Source organism: Streptomyces griseicoloratus (genome assembly GCF_014534645.1).
In the GTDB taxonomy this organism is placed as follows: Bacteria; Actinomycetota; Actinomycetes; order Streptomycetales; family Streptomycetaceae; genus Streptomyces; species Streptomyces griseicoloratus.
Window position 1 is genome coordinate 1 of the sequence record NZ_JACVQF010000162.1, and the last position, 19,965, is coordinate 19,965.

General features: G+C 71.7%; 15 protein-coding genes. 11 read left to right on the top strand and 4 right to left on the bottom strand.

Annotation, left to right across the window (positions count from 1 at the left end; genetic code table 11):
• The 9 genes from H0H10_RS05095 to H0H10_RS05135 form a co-directional block, all read left to right on the top strand.
• A partial coding sequence (locus tag H0H10_RS05095; RefSeq protein ID WP_188179605.1) for an ATP-binding protein occupies positions 1 to 2,701 on the top strand: 2,701 nt, incomplete at its 5' end.
• 363 nt (positions 2,702 to 3,064) lie between these two features.
• Positions 3,065 to 3,739 carry a response regulator gene (locus tag H0H10_RS05100; RefSeq protein ID WP_188179606.1) on the top strand — a complete coding sequence of 225 codons (675 nt, stop codon included), beginning with the start codon at positions 3,065 to 3,067 and terminating at the stop codon, positions 3,737 to 3,739.
• Positions 3,740 to 3,880: 141 nt separating this feature from the next.
• Positions 3,881 to 6,634: a DNA translocase FtsK gene (locus tag H0H10_RS05105; protein ID WP_188179607.1), complete on the top strand. Its 2,754-nt coding sequence runs from the start codon at positions 3,881 to 3,883 to the stop codon at positions 6,632 to 6,634.
• A gap of 266 nt (positions 6,635 to 6,900) precedes the next feature.
• Entirely contained in the window at positions 6,901 to 7,737 is an 837-nt protein-coding gene (locus H0H10_RS05110) for a helix-turn-helix domain-containing protein (protein ID WP_188179608.1), read from the top strand.
• A 93-nt stretch (positions 7,738 to 7,830) separates the two neighbouring features.
• A complete protein-coding gene (rimO, locus tag H0H10_RS05115) occupies positions 7,831 to 9,303 on the top strand; it encodes a 30S ribosomal protein S12 methylthiotransferase RimO (RefSeq protein ID WP_188179609.1) in 1,473 nt (490 codons plus the stop codon).
• Entirely contained in the window at positions 9,300 to 10,100 is an 801-nt protein-coding gene (gene pgsA / locus H0H10_RS05120; protein WP_188179610.1) for a CDP-diacylglycerol--glycerol-3-phosphate 3-phosphatidyltransferase, read from the top strand. Before rimO ends, pgsA begins: the two co-directional genes overlap by 4 nt.
• The gene (locus H0H10_RS05125) at positions 10,097 to 10,642 is read left to right on the top strand and encodes a CinA family protein (RefSeq protein WP_188179611.1); all 546 of its coding nucleotides are present in this window, start codon (positions 10,097 to 10,099) and stop codon (positions 10,640 to 10,642) included. Before pgsA ends, H0H10_RS05125 begins: the two co-directional genes overlap by 4 nt.
• A gap of 109 nt (positions 10,643 to 10,751) precedes the next feature.
• The gene (locus H0H10_RS05130) at positions 10,752 to 11,132 is read left to right on the top strand and encodes a helix-turn-helix domain-containing protein (protein ID WP_030825954.1); all 381 of its coding nucleotides are present in this window, start codon (positions 10,752 to 10,754) and stop codon (positions 11,130 to 11,132) included.
• A 219-nt stretch (positions 11,133 to 11,351) separates the two neighbouring features.
• Complete coding sequence (locus tag H0H10_RS05135) at positions 11,352 to 11,822, top strand: Dps family protein (RefSeq protein WP_188179612.1); 471 nt, start codon at positions 11,352 to 11,354, stop codon at positions 11,820 to 11,822.
• 660 nt (positions 11,823 to 12,482) lie between these two features.
• Here H0H10_RS05135 and H0H10_RS05140 read toward each other — a convergent pair.
• The 3 genes from H0H10_RS05140 to H0H10_RS40480 all read right to left on the bottom strand — a co-directional run bounded on the left by H0H10_RS05140 (position 12,483) and on the right by H0H10_RS40480 (position 17,958).
• Positions 12,483 to 13,067: an NlpC/P60 family protein gene (locus tag H0H10_RS05140; RefSeq protein WP_223179399.1), complete on the bottom strand. Its 585-nt coding sequence runs from the start codon at positions 13,065 to 13,067 to the stop codon at positions 12,483 to 12,485.
• An 81-nt stretch (positions 13,068 to 13,148) separates the two neighbouring features.
• Positions 13,149 to 13,814 (bottom strand): CHAP domain-containing protein, encoded by a 666-nt coding sequence (locus H0H10_RS05145; RefSeq protein ID WP_188179614.1) that lies wholly within the window; start codon positions 13,812 to 13,814, stop codon positions 13,149 to 13,151.
• A gap of 268 nt (positions 13,815 to 14,082) precedes the next feature.
• Positions 14,083 to 17,958 (bottom strand): nSTAND1 domain-containing NTPase, encoded by a 3,876-nt coding sequence (locus H0H10_RS40480; RefSeq protein WP_188179615.1) that lies wholly within the window; start codon positions 17,956 to 17,958, stop codon positions 14,083 to 14,085.
• A 163-nt stretch (positions 17,959 to 18,121) separates the two neighbouring features.
• On the opposite strand from H0H10_RS40480, the gene H0H10_RS05155 reads away from it, so the two are divergent.
• Complete coding sequence (locus H0H10_RS05155) at positions 18,122 to 18,499, top strand: ArsR/SmtB family transcription factor (protein WP_188179616.1); 378 nt, start codon at positions 18,122 to 18,124, stop codon at positions 18,497 to 18,499.
• Positions 18,496 to 18,981 carry an SRPBCC family protein gene (locus H0H10_RS05160; protein ID WP_188179617.1) on the top strand — a complete coding sequence of 162 codons (486 nt, stop codon included), beginning with the start codon at positions 18,496 to 18,498 and terminating at the stop codon, positions 18,979 to 18,981. The genes H0H10_RS05155 and H0H10_RS05160 overlap by 4 nt, the downstream gene beginning before the upstream one ends.
• A gap of 1 nt (position 18,982) precedes the next feature.
• On the opposite strand, the gene H0H10_RS05165 is transcribed toward H0H10_RS05160, so the two are convergent.
• The gene (locus tag H0H10_RS05165) at positions 18,983 to 19,825 is read right to left on the bottom strand and encodes an Fpg/Nei family DNA glycosylase (RefSeq protein ID WP_188179618.1); all 843 of its coding nucleotides are present in this window, start codon (positions 19,823 to 19,825) and stop codon (positions 18,983 to 18,985) included.
• Between the last annotated feature and the right edge of the window lie 140 nt (positions 19,826 to 19,965).

The following is a 19,965-nucleotide window of genomic DNA, read 5'->3' on the forward strand; positions in this document are numbered from 1 at the left end:
GGTGGCCCGTGAGGTGGGCACGGACGGCATCCTCGGCGGCCAGGCGCACGTACCGGGCGTGGCCGGCACGTGGAAGGACCTCACCGAGTCGGTGAACCAGATGGCGTCCAACCTGACCGGTCAGGTGCGCAACATCGCGATGGTCACGACCGCCATCGCCAAGGGCGATCTGACCAAGAAGATCGACATCGACGCGCGCGGGGAGATCCTGGAGCTGAAGACGACCATCAACACGATGGTCGACCAGCTGTCCTCCTTCGCCGAGGAGGTCACCCGCGTGGCCCGCGAGGTCGGCACCGAGGGACAGCTCGGCGGGCAGGCACGCGTGCGTGACGTCGACGGCACCTGGCGGGACCTGACCGAGTCGGTGAACGAGATGGCCGGGAACCTGACCCGGCAGGTGCGCGCCATCGCGCGCGTGGCGACCGCGGTGACCCGCGGCGACCTGAACCTGAAGATCGACGTGGACGCCTCCGGGGAGATCCAGGAGCTCCAGGACTACATCAACAAGATGATCGCCAACCTGCGCGACACCACGATCGCCAACAAGGAGCAGGACTGGCTCAAGGGCAATCTCGCCCGGATCTCCGCGCTGATGCAGGGCCGGCGCGACCTCCAGGACGTGGCCTCGCTGATCATGAGCGAGCTGACCCCCGTGGTCTCGGCGCAGCACGGCGCGTTCTTCCTCGCCATGCCCCTCGTCGACGGCCAGGAGCCGGCCGCCGCCGACGAGGACCAGTACGAGCTGCGCATGCTCGGGTCGTACGGCTACTCGATGGGCTCCATGCCCACGTCGTTCCGGCCGGGTGAGGCGCTGGTCGGGACGGCCGCCCAGGAGAAGCGCACGATCCTCGTGGAGAACGCGCCGACCGGCTATCTGAAGATCTCCTCCGGGCTCGGGGAGGCCCCGCCGGCCCAGGTGATCGTCCTTCCGGTGCTGTTCGAGGGGAAGGTGCTCGGCGTGATCGAGCTGGCGTCCTTCACCCCGTTCACGCAGATCCAGAAGGACTTCCTCAACCAGATCGCCGAGATGATCGCCACGAGCGTCAACACCATCTCCGTCAACACCAAGACGGAGGTGCTGCTCAAGCAGTCGCAGGAGCTGACCGAGCAACTGCGCGAGCGGTCGGAGGAGTTGGAGCAGCGGCAGAAGGCGCTGCAGTCGTCCAATGCCGAACTGGAGGAGAAGGCCGAGCTGCTGGCGCAGCAGAACCGCGACATCGAGGTGAAGAACACCGAGATCGAGGAGGCGCGGCAGGTCCTGGAGGAGCGCGCCGAGCAGCTCGCCGTGTCGATGCGCTACAAGAGCGAGTTCCTCGCCAACATGTCGCACGAGCTGCGTACGCCGCTCAACTCGCTGCTCATTCTGGCCAAGTTGCTCGCCGACAACGCCGAGGGGAACCTCTCCCCGAAGCAGGTCGAGTTCGCCGAGACCATCCACGGCGCCGGCTCCGACCTGCTCCAGCTCATCAATGACATCCTGGACCTGTCGAAGGTCGAGGCGGGCAAGATGGACGTCTCCCCGACGCGCATCGCGCTCGTCCAGCTCGTCGACTACGTGGAGGCCACGTTCCGGCCGCTGACCGCGGAGAAGGGCCTGGACCTGTCGGTGCGGGTGTCCCCGGAGCTGCCCGCCACGCTGCACACCGACGAGCAGCGGCTGCTGCAGGTGCTGCGCAACCTGCTGTCCAACGCGGTGAAGTTCACCGACTCCGGATCGGTCGAGCTGGTCATCCGGCCCGCCCGCGACGACGTCCCGCAGGCGATCCGGGAGCAGCTGCTGGAGGCGGGTTCGGTGACCGATCCGGACGCGGATCTGATCGCGTTCTCCGTGACCGACACCGGCATCGGGATCGCGGCCAGCAAGATGCGGGTCATCTTCGAGGCGTTCAAGCAGGCCGACGGCACCACCAGCCGCAAGTACGGCGGTACGGGCCTGGGGCTGTCGATCTCGCGGGAGATCGCGCAGCTGCTCGGCGGAGAGATCCACGCGCAGAGCGAACCGGGCCGCGGCTCGACGTTCACCCTGTACCTGCCGCTGCACCTGACCGAGCTGCCGCCGCACGGCTACCAGCAGGCCCTGCCGCCCCTGGAGGCGGGCGAGCTGGTGGCGTCCGCGGCTCCCGAGCTGCCCGGGGTGCCGGAGGCGCAGGCGGAGACGCCGGCCGAGGTGAAGTCGTACCAGGAGACGCAGAACGGCGCCGCCGCGCTCTTCCGGCGCCGCCGCAGGGCCGTGCCCGAGGCCGAGCAGCGGCCCGCGCCGCAGGAGCCGCGGCCGGCCGCCGAGCAGGAGGCGGCGCCGCAGTCGCGCCGCGGCATCCGGTTCGGCGGCGAGAAGGTGCTGATCGTCGACGACGACATCCGCAACGTGTTCGCGCTCACCAGCGTCCTGGAGCAGCACGGCCTGTCCGTGCTCTACGCCGAGAACGGCCGCGAGGGCATCGAGGTGCTGGAGCAGCACGAGGACGTGGCGGTCGTCCTGATGGACATCATGATGCCCGAGATGGACGGATACGCGACGACCACGGCGATCCGCCGGATGCCGCAGTTCGCGGGGCTGCCGATCATCGCCCTGACCGCGAAGGCGATGAAGGGCGACCGGGAGAAGGCGATCGAGTCGGGCGCGTCCGATTATGTGACCAAGCCGGTCGACCCCGACCACCTGCTCACGGTGATGGAGCAGTGGATGCGCGGGGAGTGAGGAGTACGGTCGGACGCGGACGCGGATACGGATACGGATACGGACGCGGCCGGTGCGGCATGCGATCGTGGTGTGTGCGAACGTGGCGGGAACCTTCGGTGTTCACACGGAGTTGCTGACTGAGTGTGCCCGAAGCCGTGTAGAAGTACGGGATTCCGGGAACCTTCTGGTCTCCCGCTGCGTTTCTGCTACGTGCACAGTGACATCGCGGTGACAGGGTGTGGCGACAGGCGGGGTGCGGCTACGATGACCGGCACAAGGACGGGCGGCGCAAGGGAGTCGTCCCCTGGGGCGGCACCCGCCGGTGCTTCCCCAAGTCCTGCGGACAGGGGAGGCCCCACGCCGGGGCGAGGAGGGCGGGCCATGGTGCAGAAGGCCAAGATCCTCCTGGTCGATGACCGGCCGGAGAATCTGCTGGCGCTGGAGGCGATCCTCTCGGCGCTCGATCAGACGCTGGTGCGGGCATCGTCCGGGGAGGAAGCGCTCAAAGCACTGCTCACGGACGACTTCGCGGTCATTCTGCTGGATGTCCAGATGCCGGGAATGGACGGTTTCGAAACCGCCGCGCACATCAAGCGACGGGAGCGGACGCGGGACATCCCGATCATCTTCCTCACCGCGATCAACCACGGACCGCATCACACCTTCCGCGGGTACGCGGCGGGCGCGGTGGACTACATCTCCAAGCCGTTCGACCCGTGGGTGCTGCGCGCGAAGGTCTCGGTCTTCGTCGAGCTCTACATGAAGAACTGCCAGCTGCGGGAGCAGGCGGCTCTGCTGCGGCTCCAGTTGGAGGGCGGCGGCAAGGCCGGCGGCGCTGAGGGCAAGGAGCCGGCCGGGCTGCTCGCCGAGCTGTCGGCGCGGCTGGCGGCCGTGGAGGAGCAGGCCGAGGCACTGTCCAAACAGCTGGGCGACGAGTCGACGGACGCGGCGGCCGTGGCCACGGCGGCTCATCTGGAGCGCAAGCTCACGGGCCTGCGGCGGGCGCTGGACGCCCTGGAGCCGGGCTCCACCGGAGACCAGACCGCGGTGAACTGAGCCGGGCGGCGGAGCGGCCGTGAGGACACGTCAGGGCCCCTGCCGGACGCGTCAGTTCCGGGACCCCCGGACGGACGACACGAACGGGTGAAGCAGTAGCCACACGTGTCGACCGCCGTCTCCACCGGTAACCTCACACCCATGGCCTCACGTCCCTCCGCAGCCAAGAAGCAGCCCGCGAAGAAGACGGCGGCTCCCGCGAAGGCTCCGGCGAAGAAGGCCGCGGCGAAGAAGGCGCCCGCGAAAAAGGCTCCGGCGAAGAAGGCGCCCGCCAAGAAGGCGGCCGCGGCGAAGAAGGCCGCGCCCAAACCGGCCCCCAGCCCCACCGGGGGCGTCTACCGACTCGTACGCGCCCTCTGGCTGGGCCTCGCGCACGCCGTCGGCGCCGTGTTCCGCGGTATAGGCCAGGGCGCGAAGAACCTCGACCCCGCGCACCGCAAGGACGGCGTCGCTCTGCTCCTGCTCGGCGTCGCCCTGATCGTCGCCGCGGGCACCTGGGCCGACCTCAAGGGCCCCGTCGGCGACCTCGTCGAGATCCTCGTGACCGGGGCCTTCGGCAGACTGGACCTGCTGGTGCCGATCCTGGTCGCGGTCATCGCCGTGCGCCTCATCCGGCACCCGGAGAAGCCCGAGGCCAACGGGCGGATCGTGATCGGTCTGTCCGCGCTGGTCATCGGCGTCCTCGGCCAGGTCCACATCGCCTGCGGCTCGCCCGCCCGCAGCGGCGGCATGCAGGCCATAAGGGACGCCGGCGGACTGGTCGGCTGGGGGGCGGCGACCCCGCTGTCGGCCACGATGACCGACGTCCTGGCCGTGCCGCTGCTCGTGCTGCTCACCGTCTTCGGGCTGCTGGTCGTCACCGCCACTCCGGTCAACGCCATCCCGCAGCGGCTGCGGCAGCTCGGAGTGCGGCTCGGCCTCGTCCGCGACCCGGCGGCGGACGAGCCGGGTGAGGACGACGAGCGGTACGAGCAGCAGTGGCGCGAGGCGCTGCCCGCGCGCTCCCGTAGGCGAGGCGGACCGGACCCGGAGCCGTACGACCCCGACGGCGCGGAGCAGGAGGCGCTCGCCCGGCGTCGCGGCCGGCCCCGGCGGTCCGCCGTGCCCCAGCCCGACATGAACCGGCCGATGGACGCCGTGGACGTGGCCGCCGCGGCCGCCGCCGCGCTGGACGGCGCCGTGCTGCACGGCATGCCGCCGTCGCCGCTGGTCGCCGACCTCACCCAGGGCGTGAGCGTGGGTGACCGCGAGCCGACGACGCCGACGCCCGTCCCGGCGGCGCGGCCCCGGCCGGGCAAGCCCAAGCAGGACGAGCTGCCCGGGGACAGGCCCACGCCAGCGGTCCCCGACCTCACCAAGACCCCGCCCGCCGAGGAGCGCGAGCTGCCGCCGCGCGCCGAGCAGCTTCAGCTGTCCGGCGACATCACCTACTCCCTGCCGTCCCTCGACCTGCTCACGCGCGGCGGCCCCGGCAAGGCCCGCAGCGCCGCCAACGACGCCATCGTCGACTCGCTCACCACGGTCTTCACCGAGTTCAAGGTCGACGCCCGCGTCACCGGCTTCACCCGCGGGCCGACGGTCACGCGCTACGAGGTGGAACTCGGGCCCGCCGTGAAGGTCGAGCGGATCACCGCGCTGACCAAGAACATCGCGTACGCCGTCGCCAGCCCGGACGTGCGGATCATCAGCCCGATCCCCGGCAAGTCCGCGGTCGGCATCGAGATCCCCAACACCGACCGGGAGATGGTCAACCTCGGTGACGTGCTGCGGCTCGCGGAGTCCGCGGAGGACGACGACCCGATGCTGGTCGCCTTCGGCAAGGACGTCGAGGGCGGCTACGTCATGCACTCGCTGGCGAAGATGCCGCACATGCTGGTCGCCGGCGCCACCGGCTCCGGAAAGTCGTCCTGCATCAACTGCCTGATCACCTCGATCATGATGCGGGCGACCCCCGAGGACGTCCGGATGATCCTGGTCGACCCCAAGCGCGTCGAGCTGACCGCCTACGAGGGCATCCCGCACCTGATCACGCCGATCATCACCAACCCGAAGCGGGCCGCCGAGGCCCTGCAGTGGGTCGTGCGCGAGATGGACCTCCGCTACGACGACCTCGCGGCCTACGGCTACCGGCACATCGACGACTTCAACCGCGCGGTGCGCGAGGGCAAGGTCAAGCCGCCCGAGGGCAGCGAGCGCGAGCTGCAGCCCTACCCGTACCTGCTGGTGATCGTCGACGAGCTGGCCGACCTGATGATGGTCGCCCCGCGTGACGTCGAGGACGCGATCGTGCGCATCACGCAGCTCGCGCGGGCGGCCGGCATCCACCTGGTCCTCGCCACCCAGCGGCCGTCCGTGGACGTCGTCACCGGCCTGATCAAGGCGAACGTGCCCTCCCGGCTGGCCTTCGCCACGTCCTCGCTGGCCGACTCCCGGGTCATCCTCGACCAGCCCGGCGCCGAGAAGCTGATCGGCAAGGGCGACGGCCTCTTCCTGCCGATGGGCGCGAACAAGCCGACCCGCATGCAGGGCGCGTTCGTGACCGAGGAGGAGGTCGCGGTCGTCGTCCAGCACTGCAAGGACCAGATGGCGCCCGTCTTCCGGGACGACGTCGTCGTCGGCACCAAGCAGAAGAAGGAGATCGACGAGGACATCGGCGACGACCTCGACCTGCTGTGCCAGGCGGCCGAGCTGGTCGTCTCCACGCAGTTCGGGTCGACCTCCATGCTCCAGCGCAAGCTGCGCGTCGGCTTCGCCAAGGCGGGGCGTCTGATGGACCTCATGGAGTCGCGGAACATCGTCGGACCGAGCGAGGGCTCGAAGGCGCGTGATGTTCTTGTGAAGCCCGACGAGCTGGACGGCGTGCTCGCGGTGATCCGGGGGGAGTCTGAAGGGTAGGGAAGGACGGTACGCGGGGATCGCCTCGTTGGGCGAGCGGGGGCGGCCGGGTGGCCGACCGTGACTCACCCGTAAGGGATCATTGAGCAACCGTTTCCCCTAGACGCACGTCAAGTTGAGGGAAGCGACAAAGAGGTAGCGCACCATCGGGATGCCGGGCCATTCCGATGGCGTACAAAGTGCCACCGCCCGGTTGCCCCACCCGTTTGCACCACCCCTAGACTGAACGTCCAGCACAGGCGGCTATACGCTCGAAAGGCGCCCCCGTGTCCAACGGCAACTCCCCCGAAGACGAGCGTCCGTTCGAAGACGTTTCCGAGGAAGCCCGCCCCTCCATCGGCCGTGCCCTGCAGCAGGCGCGTATCGCCGCCGGGCTGACCGTCGACGACATCAGTACCGCCACCCGTGTCCGTATCGCCATCGTGCACGCCATCGAGGCGGACGACTTCTCGCCCTGCGGCGGGGACGTCTACGCCCGCGGGCACCTCCGGACCCTGGCCAGGGCCGTCGGGCTCGATCCGGCCGAGCTGCTCGCCCAGTACGACGCCGAGCACGGCGGACGCCCCGCCCCCACTCCCGCGGCACCGCTCTTCGAGGCGGAACGCATCCGTCCGGAGCGGCGCGGGCCGAACTGGACCGCCGCCATGGTCGCCGCGATCGTGGCCGTGATCGGCTTCGTCGGGTTCACCGTCTTCAAGGGTGACGACGGCGGCTCCGAGGCGCAGGTCGCCGAGGGCTCCCAGCCGACCGCCGGTACGTCCGCCTCGCCGAGCCCCACGGCCAAGAAGCCGGCCGACCCGAAGCCGGAACCGACCGACAGCGCCATCGCCGCCGTGCCCGCGGACAAGGTGACCGTCCAGGTCAGCGCCACCGACGGCCGCAGCTGGATCTCCGCGAAGGACCACAACGGCCGGCTGCTGTTCGACGGGCTGCTCAAGCAGGGCGAGTCCAAGACCTTCCAGGACAACGAGAAGGTCAACCTCGTCCTGGGCGACGCCGGCGCGATCCAGCTGTACGTGAACGGCAAGAAGATCGACGACGACTTCCAGCCGGGCGCCGTGGAACGCCTGACGTACACGAAGGGCGACCCGCAGGCCGGATAAAAGGCCCCGAAGGGGCGAGCGCTCACGGGGTTGGCCAAGATCGGCCAACCCCGTCGACGTGGGGTGTCGGCGGGACGAAGTAGTCTTGAGCCCATGCCTGAACGCCGTACCGTCGCACTCGTCACCCTTGGCTGCGCCCGTAACGAGGTGGACTCCGAGGAGCTCGCAGGCCGTTTGGAGGCGGACGGCTGGCAGCTCGTGGAGGACGCCGAGGAAGCGGACGTCGCCGTCGTGAACACGTGCGGCTTCGTCGAGGCCGCCAAGAAGGACTCCGTCGACGCCCTCCTGGAGGCCAACGACCTCAAGGGCCACGGCAGAACGCAGGCCGTCGTGGCCGTGGGCTGCATGGCCGAGCGGTACGGCAAGGAGCTCGCCGAGGCCCTCCCCGAGGCCGACGGCGTGCTCGGCTTCGACGACTACGCCGACATCTCCGACCGGCTCCAGACCATCCTCAATGGCGGCATCCACGCCCCCCACACCCCGCGTGACCGGCGCAAGCTGCTGCCGATCAGCCCCGCCGAGCGGCAGGAGTCCGCCGCTTCGGTCGCGCTGCCGGGGCACGGCCCGACCGACCTCCCGGAGGGCGTCGCCCCCGCCTCGGGACCGCGCGCCCCCCTGCGCCGCCGCCTCGACGGCTCCCCGGTCGCCTCGGTGAAGCTCGCCTCCGGCTGCGACCGGCGCTGCTCCTTCTGCGCCATCCCCTCCTTCCGCGGCTCCTTCATCTCGCGCCGCCCGAGCGACGTGCTGAACGAGACGCGGTGGCTGGCCGAGCAGGGCGTGAAGGAGATCATGCTGGTCTCCGAGAACAACACCTCCTACGGCAAGGACCTCGGCGACATCCGCCTGCTGGAGTCGCTGCTGCCCGAGCTCGCCGACGTCGACGGCATCGAGCGCGTGCGCGTCAGCTACCTGCAGCCGGCCGAGATGCGCCCCGGACTGATCGACGTACTGACCTCGACCCCGAAGGTCGCCCCGTACTTCGACCTCTCCTTCCAGCACTCTGCGCCGGACGTGCTGCGCGCCATGCGCCGCTTCGGGGACACCGACCGCTTCCTGGAGCTGCTCGACACCATCCGGAGCAAGGCGCCCGAGGCCGGTGTCCGCTCCAACTTCATCGTGGGCTTCCCCGGCGAGTCCGAGGCCGACCTCGCCGAGCTGGAGCGGTTCCTCAACCACGCGCGGCTCGACGCCATCGGCGTCTTCGGCTACTCCGACGAGGAGGGCACCGAGGCGGCGACGTACGAGAACAAGCTCGACGAGGACGTCGTCGCCGAGCGGCTGGCACGTGTGTCCCGGCTGGCCGAGGAACTGGTCTCGCAGCGGGCCGAGGAGCGCGTCGGCTCGACCGTCCGGGTGCTCGTGGAGTCCGTCGACGAGGAGGAGGGCGTGTACGGCCGTGCGGCGCACCAGGCCCCGGAGACGGACGGGCAGGTGCTGCTCACGAGCGGCGAAGGTTTGAGTGTCGGTCGTATGGTCGACGCGAAGGTGGTGGGCACGGAAGGTGTCGACCTGGTGGCCGAGCCGCTGCGGGGCTCGCTCGGATGGAGTGAGGAGGCGGACAGATGACGGGAGTCCCGGCGTCCGCGGCGGGAGGCTCCTCCGGCGCGCGGCCGGCCGGTTCCCGTGCGGCATCGGGCGCCGCCAAGGGAGCGGCGGAGCGCACGGCCGCGGCCTCCGCCTCCGACGGCGCCGCCGAGCGCGGTTCCGTGGAGCGCGGGACCGGCGAGGGCGGTGGCGCGGGGCGGGGCGGGAAGATCGCGGCCGCCGCCGTCAACCAGGCCAGTGTCTGGAACGTCGCCAATCTGCTGACGATGCTCCGCCTCATCCTCGTCCCGGCGTTCGTCGCGCTGATGCTCGGCAACGGCGGCTACGACCCGGCCTGGCGCTCGTTCGCCTGGGCGGCCTTCGCCATCGCCATGATCACCGACCTCTTCGACGGTCATCTGGCCCGCACCTACAACCTCGTCACCGACTTCGGGAAGATCGCCGACCCCATAGCCGACAAGGCGATCATGGGGGCGGCGCTGATCTGTCTGTCCGCGCTGGGCGACCTGCCGTGGTGGGTGACGGCCGTCATCCTCGGCCGGGAACTCGGCATCACCCTGCTGCGTTTTCTCGTCATTCGGTACGGAGTCATCCCCGCGAGCCGTGGCGGCAAGCTCAAGACCCTCACCCAGGGCGTGGCCGTCGGCATGTACGTGCTGGCGCTGACGGGGCCCCTGGCGACGCTGAGGTTCTGGGTGATGGCCGTGGCGGTCGTCCTGACCGTCGTGACCGGGCTGGACTACGTGAGACAGGCCATTGTGCTGCGCAGGCAGGGAATCGCCGAGCGCCGCGCGGCGTTGAAGGAGATGGAAGTTTGAGTTCCACGGCCGCCGACGTGGTGCGACTACTCACGGTGAAGGGCGAGACCCTCGCGGTCGCCGAGTCGCTGACCGGTGGCCTGGTGGCGGCACAGCTCACGGCCGTCCCCGGGGCGTCGAAGGCGTTCCGCGGGTCCGTCACCGCCTACGCCACGGAACTCAAGCGGCAGCTGCTCGGTGTCGACGCCGCGCTGCTCGCCGCACGCGGTGCGGTGGATCCGCAGGTCGCGGCCCAGATGGCGGCCGGAGTGCGGAAGGCGCTGGGCGCCGACTGGGGCATCGCGACGACGGGTGTCGCCGGCCCCGAACCACAGGACGGGCAGCCCGTCGGGACGGTCTTCGTGGCCGTCGACGGACCTCCCGCAGCGGTCTCCGGTTCCGCCTCTGGCGGAAAAGTGGAGGCCCTGCGGTTGAACGGCGACCGTGCGGAAATTCGTATGGAGAGTGTACGGAGCGTACTCGCACTCCTCTTGGAGGAGCTTGCGGGCGAACAGACCGGGAATGAGCGGGCACAGGATACGGAACAGAACGGGGGGTTTTGATGTTTACAGCCCTGAGTGAACACGACATCGCTCCCCGCACGGCCGCAGCGCGAGGCGGTACGGTGGGGCGTGAAGGATGCGGTTACGCGGTCCGAGGAGGGAGCCACCGATGATTCTGCTCCGTCGCCTGCTGGGTGACGTGCTGCGTCGGCAGCGCCAACGCCAGGGCCGTACTCTGCGCGAAGTCTCCTCGTCCGCCCGAGTCTCACTCGGCTATCTCTCCGAGGTGGAGCGGGGGCAGAAGGAGGCTTCCTCCGAACTGCTCTCCGCCATCTGCGACGCGCTGGACGTACGGATGTCCGAACTCATGCGGGAAGTGAGCGACGAACTCGCCCTCGCGGAGCTGGCCCAGTCGGCTGCGGCCACCCCCAGCGAATCCGTGCCCACGCCGGTGCGTCCGATGCTGGGTTCCGTGTCGGTGACCGGTGTGCCACCGGAGCGGGTGACCATCAAGGCGCCGGCGGAGGCAGTGGACGTCGTCGCCGCCTGAGCGAGCGTGTGCACGCAGGCGTACGCGTGTGAAGCACGCGAGGCACCGAGAAGGTGCGTGAGGCCCCGGCTGGGGCTTCTCCGGGAGACCGGAGGGGCACGGTCGGGGTTTTTGCGTGTGCGCGGTGTCCGTCATGGTGCGTACACCCGGTTTGCCGGTCCGTGGTGCTGCGGTCATCGTGGAGGGACATGGCCGGGGGACGAACCGACGGAGGCGTGGATGTACGTCGTGAAGAGCCCGTTGTCCGACGTGAACCTGCAGACGGTGTCCGAGGCGCTGCAGGGCGCCCTCGTCGACCTGGTGGACCTCGCCCTGGTGGCCAAGCAGATCCACTGGAACGTGGTGGGGCCGCGCTTCCGTTCCGTGCATCTCCAGCTCGACGAGGTCGTGGAGACCGCCCGTGCGCACTCCGACACCGTGGCCGAACGGGCCTCGGCACTGGGGGTGTCGCCGGACGGGCGGGCCGCGACGGTCGCCGTCGGCAGCGGCATCGGGGTGACGCCCGAGGGATGGGTGGACGACAGCGCCGCCGTACAGACCCTCGTCGACGCGCTGGGCGCGGTGATCGCCCGGATGCGGGAGCGGATCGCGGCGACCGGGGAGCCCGACCCCGTGAGCCAGGACATCTTCATCCAGGTCACGGCGGACCTGGAGAAGCAGCGCTGGATGTTTCAGGCGGCGAACGGGTGAGGCCGGCGCGGAACGGCTGTTCGCCGTGACCTTCGGTGCGCCCCTCGGGCGGGGAGCGGCCGTATGACGCCGGGCCGGAGGTGTGGTCCATGCCGGGGCGGATAGTGCGCCGGGGGGCCGCACTGGGGCTGGGTGTGCTGTGGTGGTGGGCCGTGCTGCGGCTGGCGCTGGCGCCCGGCGCGGGCATGGCCGAGGCGGGGGTCGCTGCCGGGGGATGGGGACTGAGTGTGCTGCCGGTGCACTGTGTGCCGAAGGGGCGGGCGGCGGGCGCCGTGGGCAGGGGGCGGTGGCGCAGGGCACTGCGACCGACGGCGGACCCCGCTGCCGGGTCCGCCGCGCGTTCGGGAGCGGGGGCCGGTGCCCCTCCAGAAGCAGGGTCCGGTGCCCCTCCGGAAGCGGGGGCCGGATCGTCCAGGTGACCGGACTGGACCGTTCCGCCGAGAGCCGTCACCTCGTCGTGGTGCGGCGAGCGGTGGCCCGGGCCCGCGGGCGGACCCCGCGCATCCAGTCCGGGTCGTCGATCTGCCAGCCGCAGACCTTGCCCGTGCCGTTGTCCCCCAGTCTCGTCTTACCTTCTTGCCGGGCAGGGCGGCGCACGCCCTGCCCGGGCGGTGTGAACGCCGAGGTGCCGGCCCCGGCCGGAGGGGTGTGCCGGACGGTTCAGTCGCCGTACTGGACCGGGCGGTAGGCCTTGTACTGGCTGCCCGACTTCAGGCCGTAGGTCAGCGAGCGGTGGTCGGTGCCGTGGCGGCCGCGCTGCTCGTAGGCGGTGTAGGAGGTGTGGGCCGCGTTGTTCCACTTCTCGAAGATCACGACGTGGCGGGAGTTGCCGTCGCCGATGGCGTCGATGACCAGGTCACCGGGCTTGAGCTGATTCATGGCGATCGGACGGGTGAGGCTGCGCGTCTTGGCCAGGGCCACGGTGTTGGGGCCCGGCTTGGCGAGGCGCAGTGCCATGGAGACGTAGCCGGAACAGTCCTGCCGGTAGCCGTCCTTCCAGGTCTTGGACTGGCTGTAGGGCACCTGGCGGCCGCCGTTGGCGGTGAGCCAGGTGCGGGCGCGCTGCAGCGTCTGCTGGCGCGTGCTCTTGGCCGCCGCCGGCGACGCCTTCTCGGCCGGGGCCGCCTGCGTGAGCACGGCGGGGCGCGGAGCGGTGTGCGGCTGCGCCTGGGCGGGGACGGCGATGGCGCCGCCGGCGAGGACGGCGGTGGCGACGAGTGTGGTCACAGCGGTGGTCCTGGACATAGGTGTCCTCATCTCCTGTTTCTGGTGAGGGTGTTCGGAAGAAGTCGCCGGCGTACGCCGGCGGAGGCCCGTGTGCGGCCTCTAACCCGGGGTGGTGAAGCCCCGGAAGTCCTTGGCGGCCAGATGGGGGCCGGGGAAGCGGGAGTTGGTCCGGTCGGTCCACTGGTGGAAGCGGCGCGTCACGCTGTCGCCTCCGGGCCCGGTGTCGCCCTCGACGGTGATGACGGTTCCGCCGCGCACGGCCACGACCACCGCCACATGTCCTGACCGCTCGTCATCCGTGTCGCTCCACACCAGGACGTCGCCGGGCTGCGGGCGGGTGCGGGGGTCGTACGGGTGGAAGCGGCTGCCCACGCCGGTGCGCCACCGCCGTGCGCTCTGGTGACCGGACGGCAGTCCCCGCTTGTTCCACATGGCCGCGGCGAAGTGGCCCGACCAGGGCCGGCCGTTGAAGTCGTTGTAGGCGTTGAGGTTCTTGCCGCCGAGGTGGTTGTGGTCCCCGCGGGGCTTGCTGAGGTACGTCGTACCGTTCCTGGTGAGCCGGTACGGCGTGGGCTTCGTCAGCGCCCGGTTGGCGCGGGCCACGATGCGCCGGCGCCGGTCGGGCGGCGACAGCACCGCGGTCGCGCGGTCCGTCGTCCGGTCCGTCGTGGCGGGGGTGCCGGCCACGGCTCGGGCGGCTGCCGCGCTCTGGGCGAGGAGGGCGGCGGCGGTGAGGAGCGTGAGACGCCGGGTGGGTTCGGACAAGGTGTCTGGTCCTCGTTTCTTCGGCCCGTCGGGAGCACGCGGGCCGGGCGGTCCGGGAGAGATCGGGTGATGCGAGTCTCACCACCGGCAACCACCGCGGAACAGTGTTTTCCGTTTACCTCCGGGGCAGGGGTGCGGGTAAACCCCCTGCGGCCAGGGCGGATACGCGTGTGAGTGATGGCGTCGGCGAGCGCCGCCGCCCCCCGGCGTCGGGGCCGGACGTCGGCGGAGGGGCGCCCGGCCCGCGTGCAGCCCCGCGTGACGAGGGTCAGCGGCAGCCGGGCTCGTACGGGATGCCCGGCAGGGCCTGCTTCCAGGCCGCCGGGCCGGCCGTGCCGACGGCCCGGCACAGCCGCCGGAACACCTTCTCGGTGTCGAGGCTCCACCAGCGGACGGTCGCGTCCTCCGAGACGGAGACGACCGGCCCGTCGTCCCCGAGGAACGCCGCTGCGCTGACCGGGGCCCGGTGGCCGGTCAGGGTCAGCAGGAGGCGGCCGGTGGAGGTGTCCCAGATCCGCACCGTGTCGTCCCGGCCGGTGGTGACCAGGCGTGTGCCCGACGGGTTGAAGGAGACCGACGTGACGGCCTGGGTGTGACCGGTCAGCTCGCGGGGCCGTCCGCCGCGACGGGGGGCGTCCCACAGCTTCACGCTGTGGTCGCGGCCGGCCGTGGCCAGGACGCCCTGCGGGCTGACGGCCAGCCCGAGGATGTTGTCCTGGTGGTCGGTGAACGTCCGCAGGCGGCGGGAGCCGGTGAAGCTCCAGATGCGCACCTCGCGGTCCAGGGCCCCGGTGGCGAGTGTGTCCCGGTCGAGGAAGAGGACCCGGTAGACCGCCTCGGAGTGGCCGGTCAGCATGGGCAGCGCGGTCGGCTCGCCCGTGCCTTCCCGGGGAAGTTCCCAGAGGCCGACCGTGTGGTCCTCGCTGGACGACGCCAGGGTGAGGCGGTCGCCCGGACGGAAGGACAGCGAGGTGACCGGACGGTCGTGGGCCTTCCACCGGCTGACGGTCCGTCGCGGGTCGGCGGTGCGCCAGACGGTGATCCGGCCGTCGTCGTCCGCACCGGCGAAGAACGTGCCATCGTGGCTGAACGCCACCGCGCGCACCGGCTTGTCGGAGACGTCCGAGGCGTCGAAGCGGCGCGAGGTGCGCCGGGCGGTGTCGACCAGCCGGACGCTGCCGTCCTCGCCCGCGACGGCCAGGAGCGAACGGTCCGGGGACGGCGCGGCGTCCCGCCAGGGCACGCTCCTGTGGAGAACGCCGAGCGCGGCCTCCGGCGTCCACAGACGCACCGTGCCGTCGGCGCCACCGGTGGCGATCATCCGGCCGTCAGGGGAGTAGGCGACGCCGAAGACGGGGCCGTGGTGGCTGCGCAGTGTGGCGACCCGGCGGCGGGCGGCCAGGTCCCACAGGCCCGCGGTGTCGTCCTCGCTGGCCGCCGCCAGGTACCGGCCGTCGGGGGAGAGGGCCAGACCGACCACGGAGTCCTTCAGGCCCGTGAGGGTGGTTTCCCGGCTCCGGCTCCCGACGTCCCAGACCCCGACGTCGCCGAACCACTCACCGGCGATCAGACGGCGTCCGTCCGGGGTGAAGGCCAGCGCCCAGATGTCCTCCCCGGCGCGGTTGTGCAGGACGCGCTGCCGGCCGGACGCGAGATCCACCAGCCGCATGGCGCCCCTCCGGCCGGCCACCGCCGCCGTCCTGCCGTCCCGCGTCAGCGCGACCGAGTAGAGGGGAACGCCCGTCGCCACGGCCCGGGCCACGCGGCGGTCCGAGCCATCGAAGCGGGTCACCCGCAGGACGCCGTCCTCCGCGACGGACAGCACGACCCGCCCGTCGTCCGACACGGCCACCCCCGTGACCCGCTCGCGGTGGGTGGTGGAAAGCCTGACGGGACGGCCCCCGAGCCCTTCCATCGACGTGACGACGCCGGACTGGTTGCCCCACACGACCCTGCCGTTCTCCCGTGCCACGGCCAGTGCGCGGACGGCGGAGGAGTCGGGGATCTCGCGGACCTGACGCCGCTTGCGCACGTCCCAGATCCGCAGTACGTCGTCCATCCCGCCCGACAGGACGTGGTCACGGTCCGGCGACCAGGCCACCGTCCGGACACGCCCGTCGTGTCCGGGAAGCCGTCCGGCGTAGGGGTCGGCCTGTGAACTGAGGACGGCGCTCTCCGAGTCCGGCGTCCGGGCCTGCCGCCAGGCTCCGGCCGCCAGCAGCAGGGAGGCCTCCGAGTGCTCGGCGATCAGCGGGCCGGCCCGGTAGGCCAGCATCTCCTTGAGGTGGGCCGTGCGCTGCTCGGACATCGCCTTGAAACCCAGGTGGACGGCCACGCCGGTACTGATCAGCGCCAGGACCAGCAGGACGGCGAGCACGGCCAGCAGTTGGTACAGACGGCGGGTCCGGCGCTGCTCACGGTCCTGCTCGGCGCGCTCCTGCGCGACGGCGGCGTCCAGGAAGGCGCGTTCGAGGTCACCGACCACCGCCAGCGGGTGCTCGGCCGCCTCCCGGGCGGCGATCAGGCGATTGCCCCGCGGCAGGAACGCCGGATCGTCGCCCTCCGCCGCCCACTGCCGGGCCGTCGCGCTCAGCTGCTGCCAGGCGCGCAGAGCCACCGCGTCGGCCGCGAACCACTCCCGCAGCCGGGGCCATGCCCGCAGCACCGCTTCGTGCGCCAGCGTCACCCCGTTCTCGTCGGCGGTCAGCAACCGGGCGCGGGTGAACTCCTCCACGACCTCGGCGGCGGTGCCGGCGGCCTCGGCGGACCCGCCGGAGAGCTCCGCGCGCGTCGCGTGCCGACGGCACGCCCGGCCTTCCTCGTCGACCCGGACCAGACGCAGCAGAACCGCCCGGGCCGCCCGGCGCTGCGCCGGGGACAGCCGTCCGTAGGCGCGCTCGGCGGTGGCCGCGACCGACCCGGCGATGCCGCCGGCCCGCTGGTAGGTCTCCACGGTGAGCAGCTGTCCGCTGCGTTCCTGCCAGGTGGCGAGCAGCGCGTGGGAGCACAGGGGCAGGGCGCCGGGTTCGCAGCCACCCGGTCCGGCCGTGCCGGTTCCGGCGTCGGGGCCGCCCCCGTCGGTCCGCTCCGCCGTCTCCGCGCCCAGGTCACGGAGGACCAGTTCCACCAGGCCGGCTTCGACCTCCAGGCCGGCCACCTCGGCCGGGCGGAGCACCGCCTCGCGCAGCTCCTCGGCACGCATCGGCTCCAGCGGCAGCTGACCGTCCCGGAGCGCCGCCGCGAGTTCGGGGTGGGCCAGGCAGGAGCCGTAGAAATCCGCCCGCATGCCCAGGACGACCAGGGCCGCGGCCCGCTCACCGGCTCCCGGCCCGGCCTCCGGGGGCGCCGACAGCGCCTGCAGCACACGGACGAACGACGTCCGCTCGGCCTCGTCCGAGCAGAGCGTGAACACCTCCTCGAACTGGTCCACGATCAGCAGCACGCGGGCCGCCGGACCCGGTGGGCCCGCGTCCACCACGTCCCGCACGGCCCGCGCGAGGGCGCGCGGCCCCTCTTCCAGCGCGGCCTCCAGAAGGCCCTGGTCCACGCCGAGCGTCTGCGCCGCGAGGGTGAGGAGCGTCCGCACCGGGCGCTCACCGGGTGCCATGGTGAGCGCCGGCCACCGGTGGGCGTCGGGCATCGCCGGCACGCCTCGGTACAGGGCCGGCAGCATGCCCGCCCGCAGCAGCGACGACTTGCCGGTGCCGGAGGCGGCCACCACCATCACCGGCCCCGCGTCCAGGCGTTCCGTCAGGAGGCGGACCAGCGCCGTCGTCGCGCGCTCCCGGCCGAAGAACCGTCGCGCGTCCTCCACGCCGTACGGGGCCAGGCCCCGGTAGGGAGGCCGTTCGCAGGCCCTTCGTCCGCGCTGGTCCGGGAGCGACACCGCCACCAGCCGGGTCAGCGCGCCGGCGGTCTCCAGTACTTCGTCGCAGCGGGCCGCCACCGCGGGCGACAAGGGCTTGTTCCCGTTCTCCACCTGGGACAGGTAGCCCTTGGTGTAGTGGATCCGGGCCGCCAGTTTCCCCAGTGAGAGCCCTCGTTCCACTCGCAGCCTCCGCAGCTCCTGCCCGGGGCGGGGTGCGGGGTGCGGGGATGTGCCGTCGTCGGGGACGTCGTCGTTCTCGTGGCTTCGCGTGATCACGCCCTGTCTAAGGCATCTGCGCTTGGCAAAGTCGCTTCCGGCGGGGCGAAGCAGCCGTTCGGGTGACATGGCGAGGGTTTCGTGCGGAGTGAAGGGCGCGTGTGCGGTGGTTGGGCGCCGTCGTGCTTTACAGCGGAGTGCCGACGGACTAACGTACAACCAAATGGTTGTAGATGGGGTTGCTGCCGACGACAGTGTGGACCGTCTGTTCCACGCCCTGGCCGATGCGACTCGGCGGGACATCCTGCGCCGCTGCGTGCGGGGCGAGCTGTCCGTGTCGAGACTGGCCGAGGCCTATCCGATGAGCTTCGCCGCGGTGCAGAAACACGTCGCGGTGCTGGAGCGGGCCGGCCTGGTGGTCAAAGAGCGCCGCGGACGGGAACAGCTCGTGCGTACCGACCCCGGTGCCGTGGACCGGGCCCGCCAGGCCCTCGACGAGCTCGGGACGGCCTGGCGCGGGCGTGTGGAGCGGATGTCCCGTCTGCTCGCCCAGGAGGCCGACCCCGACGTCAACCACCCGACGGAAGGACAGGACCGATGAGCGTCACCAGTTTGGACAAGGACGTCGACAACCTGACTCTCACCCTGATCGCCGACTTCGCCGCCCCGGTCGAGAAGGTGTGGCAGCTGTGGGCCGACCCGCGGCAGCTGGAGCGGTGGTGGGGACCGCCGACGTTCCCGGCGACCGTGGAGCGGCACGAGCTGACCCCCGGCGGGGACGTCACCTACTTCATGACCGGACCGGAGGGCGAGAAGCACCGGGGCTGGTGGCGGGTCACGTCGGTCGACGCGCCGACGTCCCTGGAGTTCACCGACGGGTTCGCCGACCAGGACGGCGCGCCGAGCGCCGACATGCCGACGACCACGACACGGGTACGGCTCACCGAGCGCGACGGCGGCACCCGCATGGAGATGCGCTCGGTCTTCGACTCCCTGGAACAGATGGAGCAGCTGACGAAGATGGGCATGGAGGAGGGGCTGCGGGAGGCGGTCGGCCAGATGGATGCCCTGCTCGTCGCCTGAGTCATCCTCTCTTGTGGTGCCGCCCGGTGCCGGCCGTTCCGTGCGGTTGCGGCGCCGGGCCGGCCTGGCAGGCGGGGCACCAGTACGTGGGGCGCTCGCGGGAGCCGTCGCCCTGGTCGGCCACCCGGACGGGCGTGCCGCAGCGCGGACACGGCCTGGGTGCGCGGCCGTACACGAACAGGTCCGGTCCGCGGTGCCCGCCCGTCGTTCTGCGGACCGGGCGGTCGCGGTTGGCCGCCAGGAGTCTGTGGGCGAGCGCGGGGATCCTCGCGGCGTGCGCGGCGGGAAGCCGGCCCACGGGGAGCCATGGGGTGACGCCCAGCAGGAAACAGAGCTCGCTCTTGTAGACGTTGCCGATGCCGGCGAGATTGCGCTGGTCGAGGAGGGCCTCGCCGAGGGGGCGGGCGGGGTCCTGGAGGAGGTTGGCCAGGGCCCGGTCCGGGTCCCAGTCCGGGCCGAGCAGGTCCGGGCCGAGGTGGCCCACGGCGCGTTGCTCGTCGGTGGTGCGGAGGAGTTCCAGGACGGGGAGTCGGTAGCCGACGGCCGTGCGGTCGGCGGTGCCCAGGACGACGCGGATCTGGTGGGCCGGGCCGCCGCTCCAGCGCTGCCCCTCGGCGTACACCTTCCAGGAGCCCTCCATCTGCAGGTGCGAGTGGACCGTCAGACCGCCTTCGACGCGGGTCAGCAGATGTTTGCCGCGCGGGGTGACGTCCAGGACCGCCCGGCCGGTGAGGTCGGTCAGCGCGTACTTGGGCACGCGGAAGTCGCTGCGGATCAGCACCTTGCCCGCCAGGGCGTCGTGCAGCCGCTTGGCGGCCTGCCAGACCGTGTCTCCTTCGGGCATGGGTCAAGGGTGACATGGTGCCGGACTGTGGTGCGGGGACCGTGCTGTGGCGTGGGGGTTGATGCTGTGGGTGCCGGGTGCCGGGTGCCGGGTGCCGGGTGCCGGGTGCCGGGTGCCGGGTGCCGGGTGCCGGGTGCCGG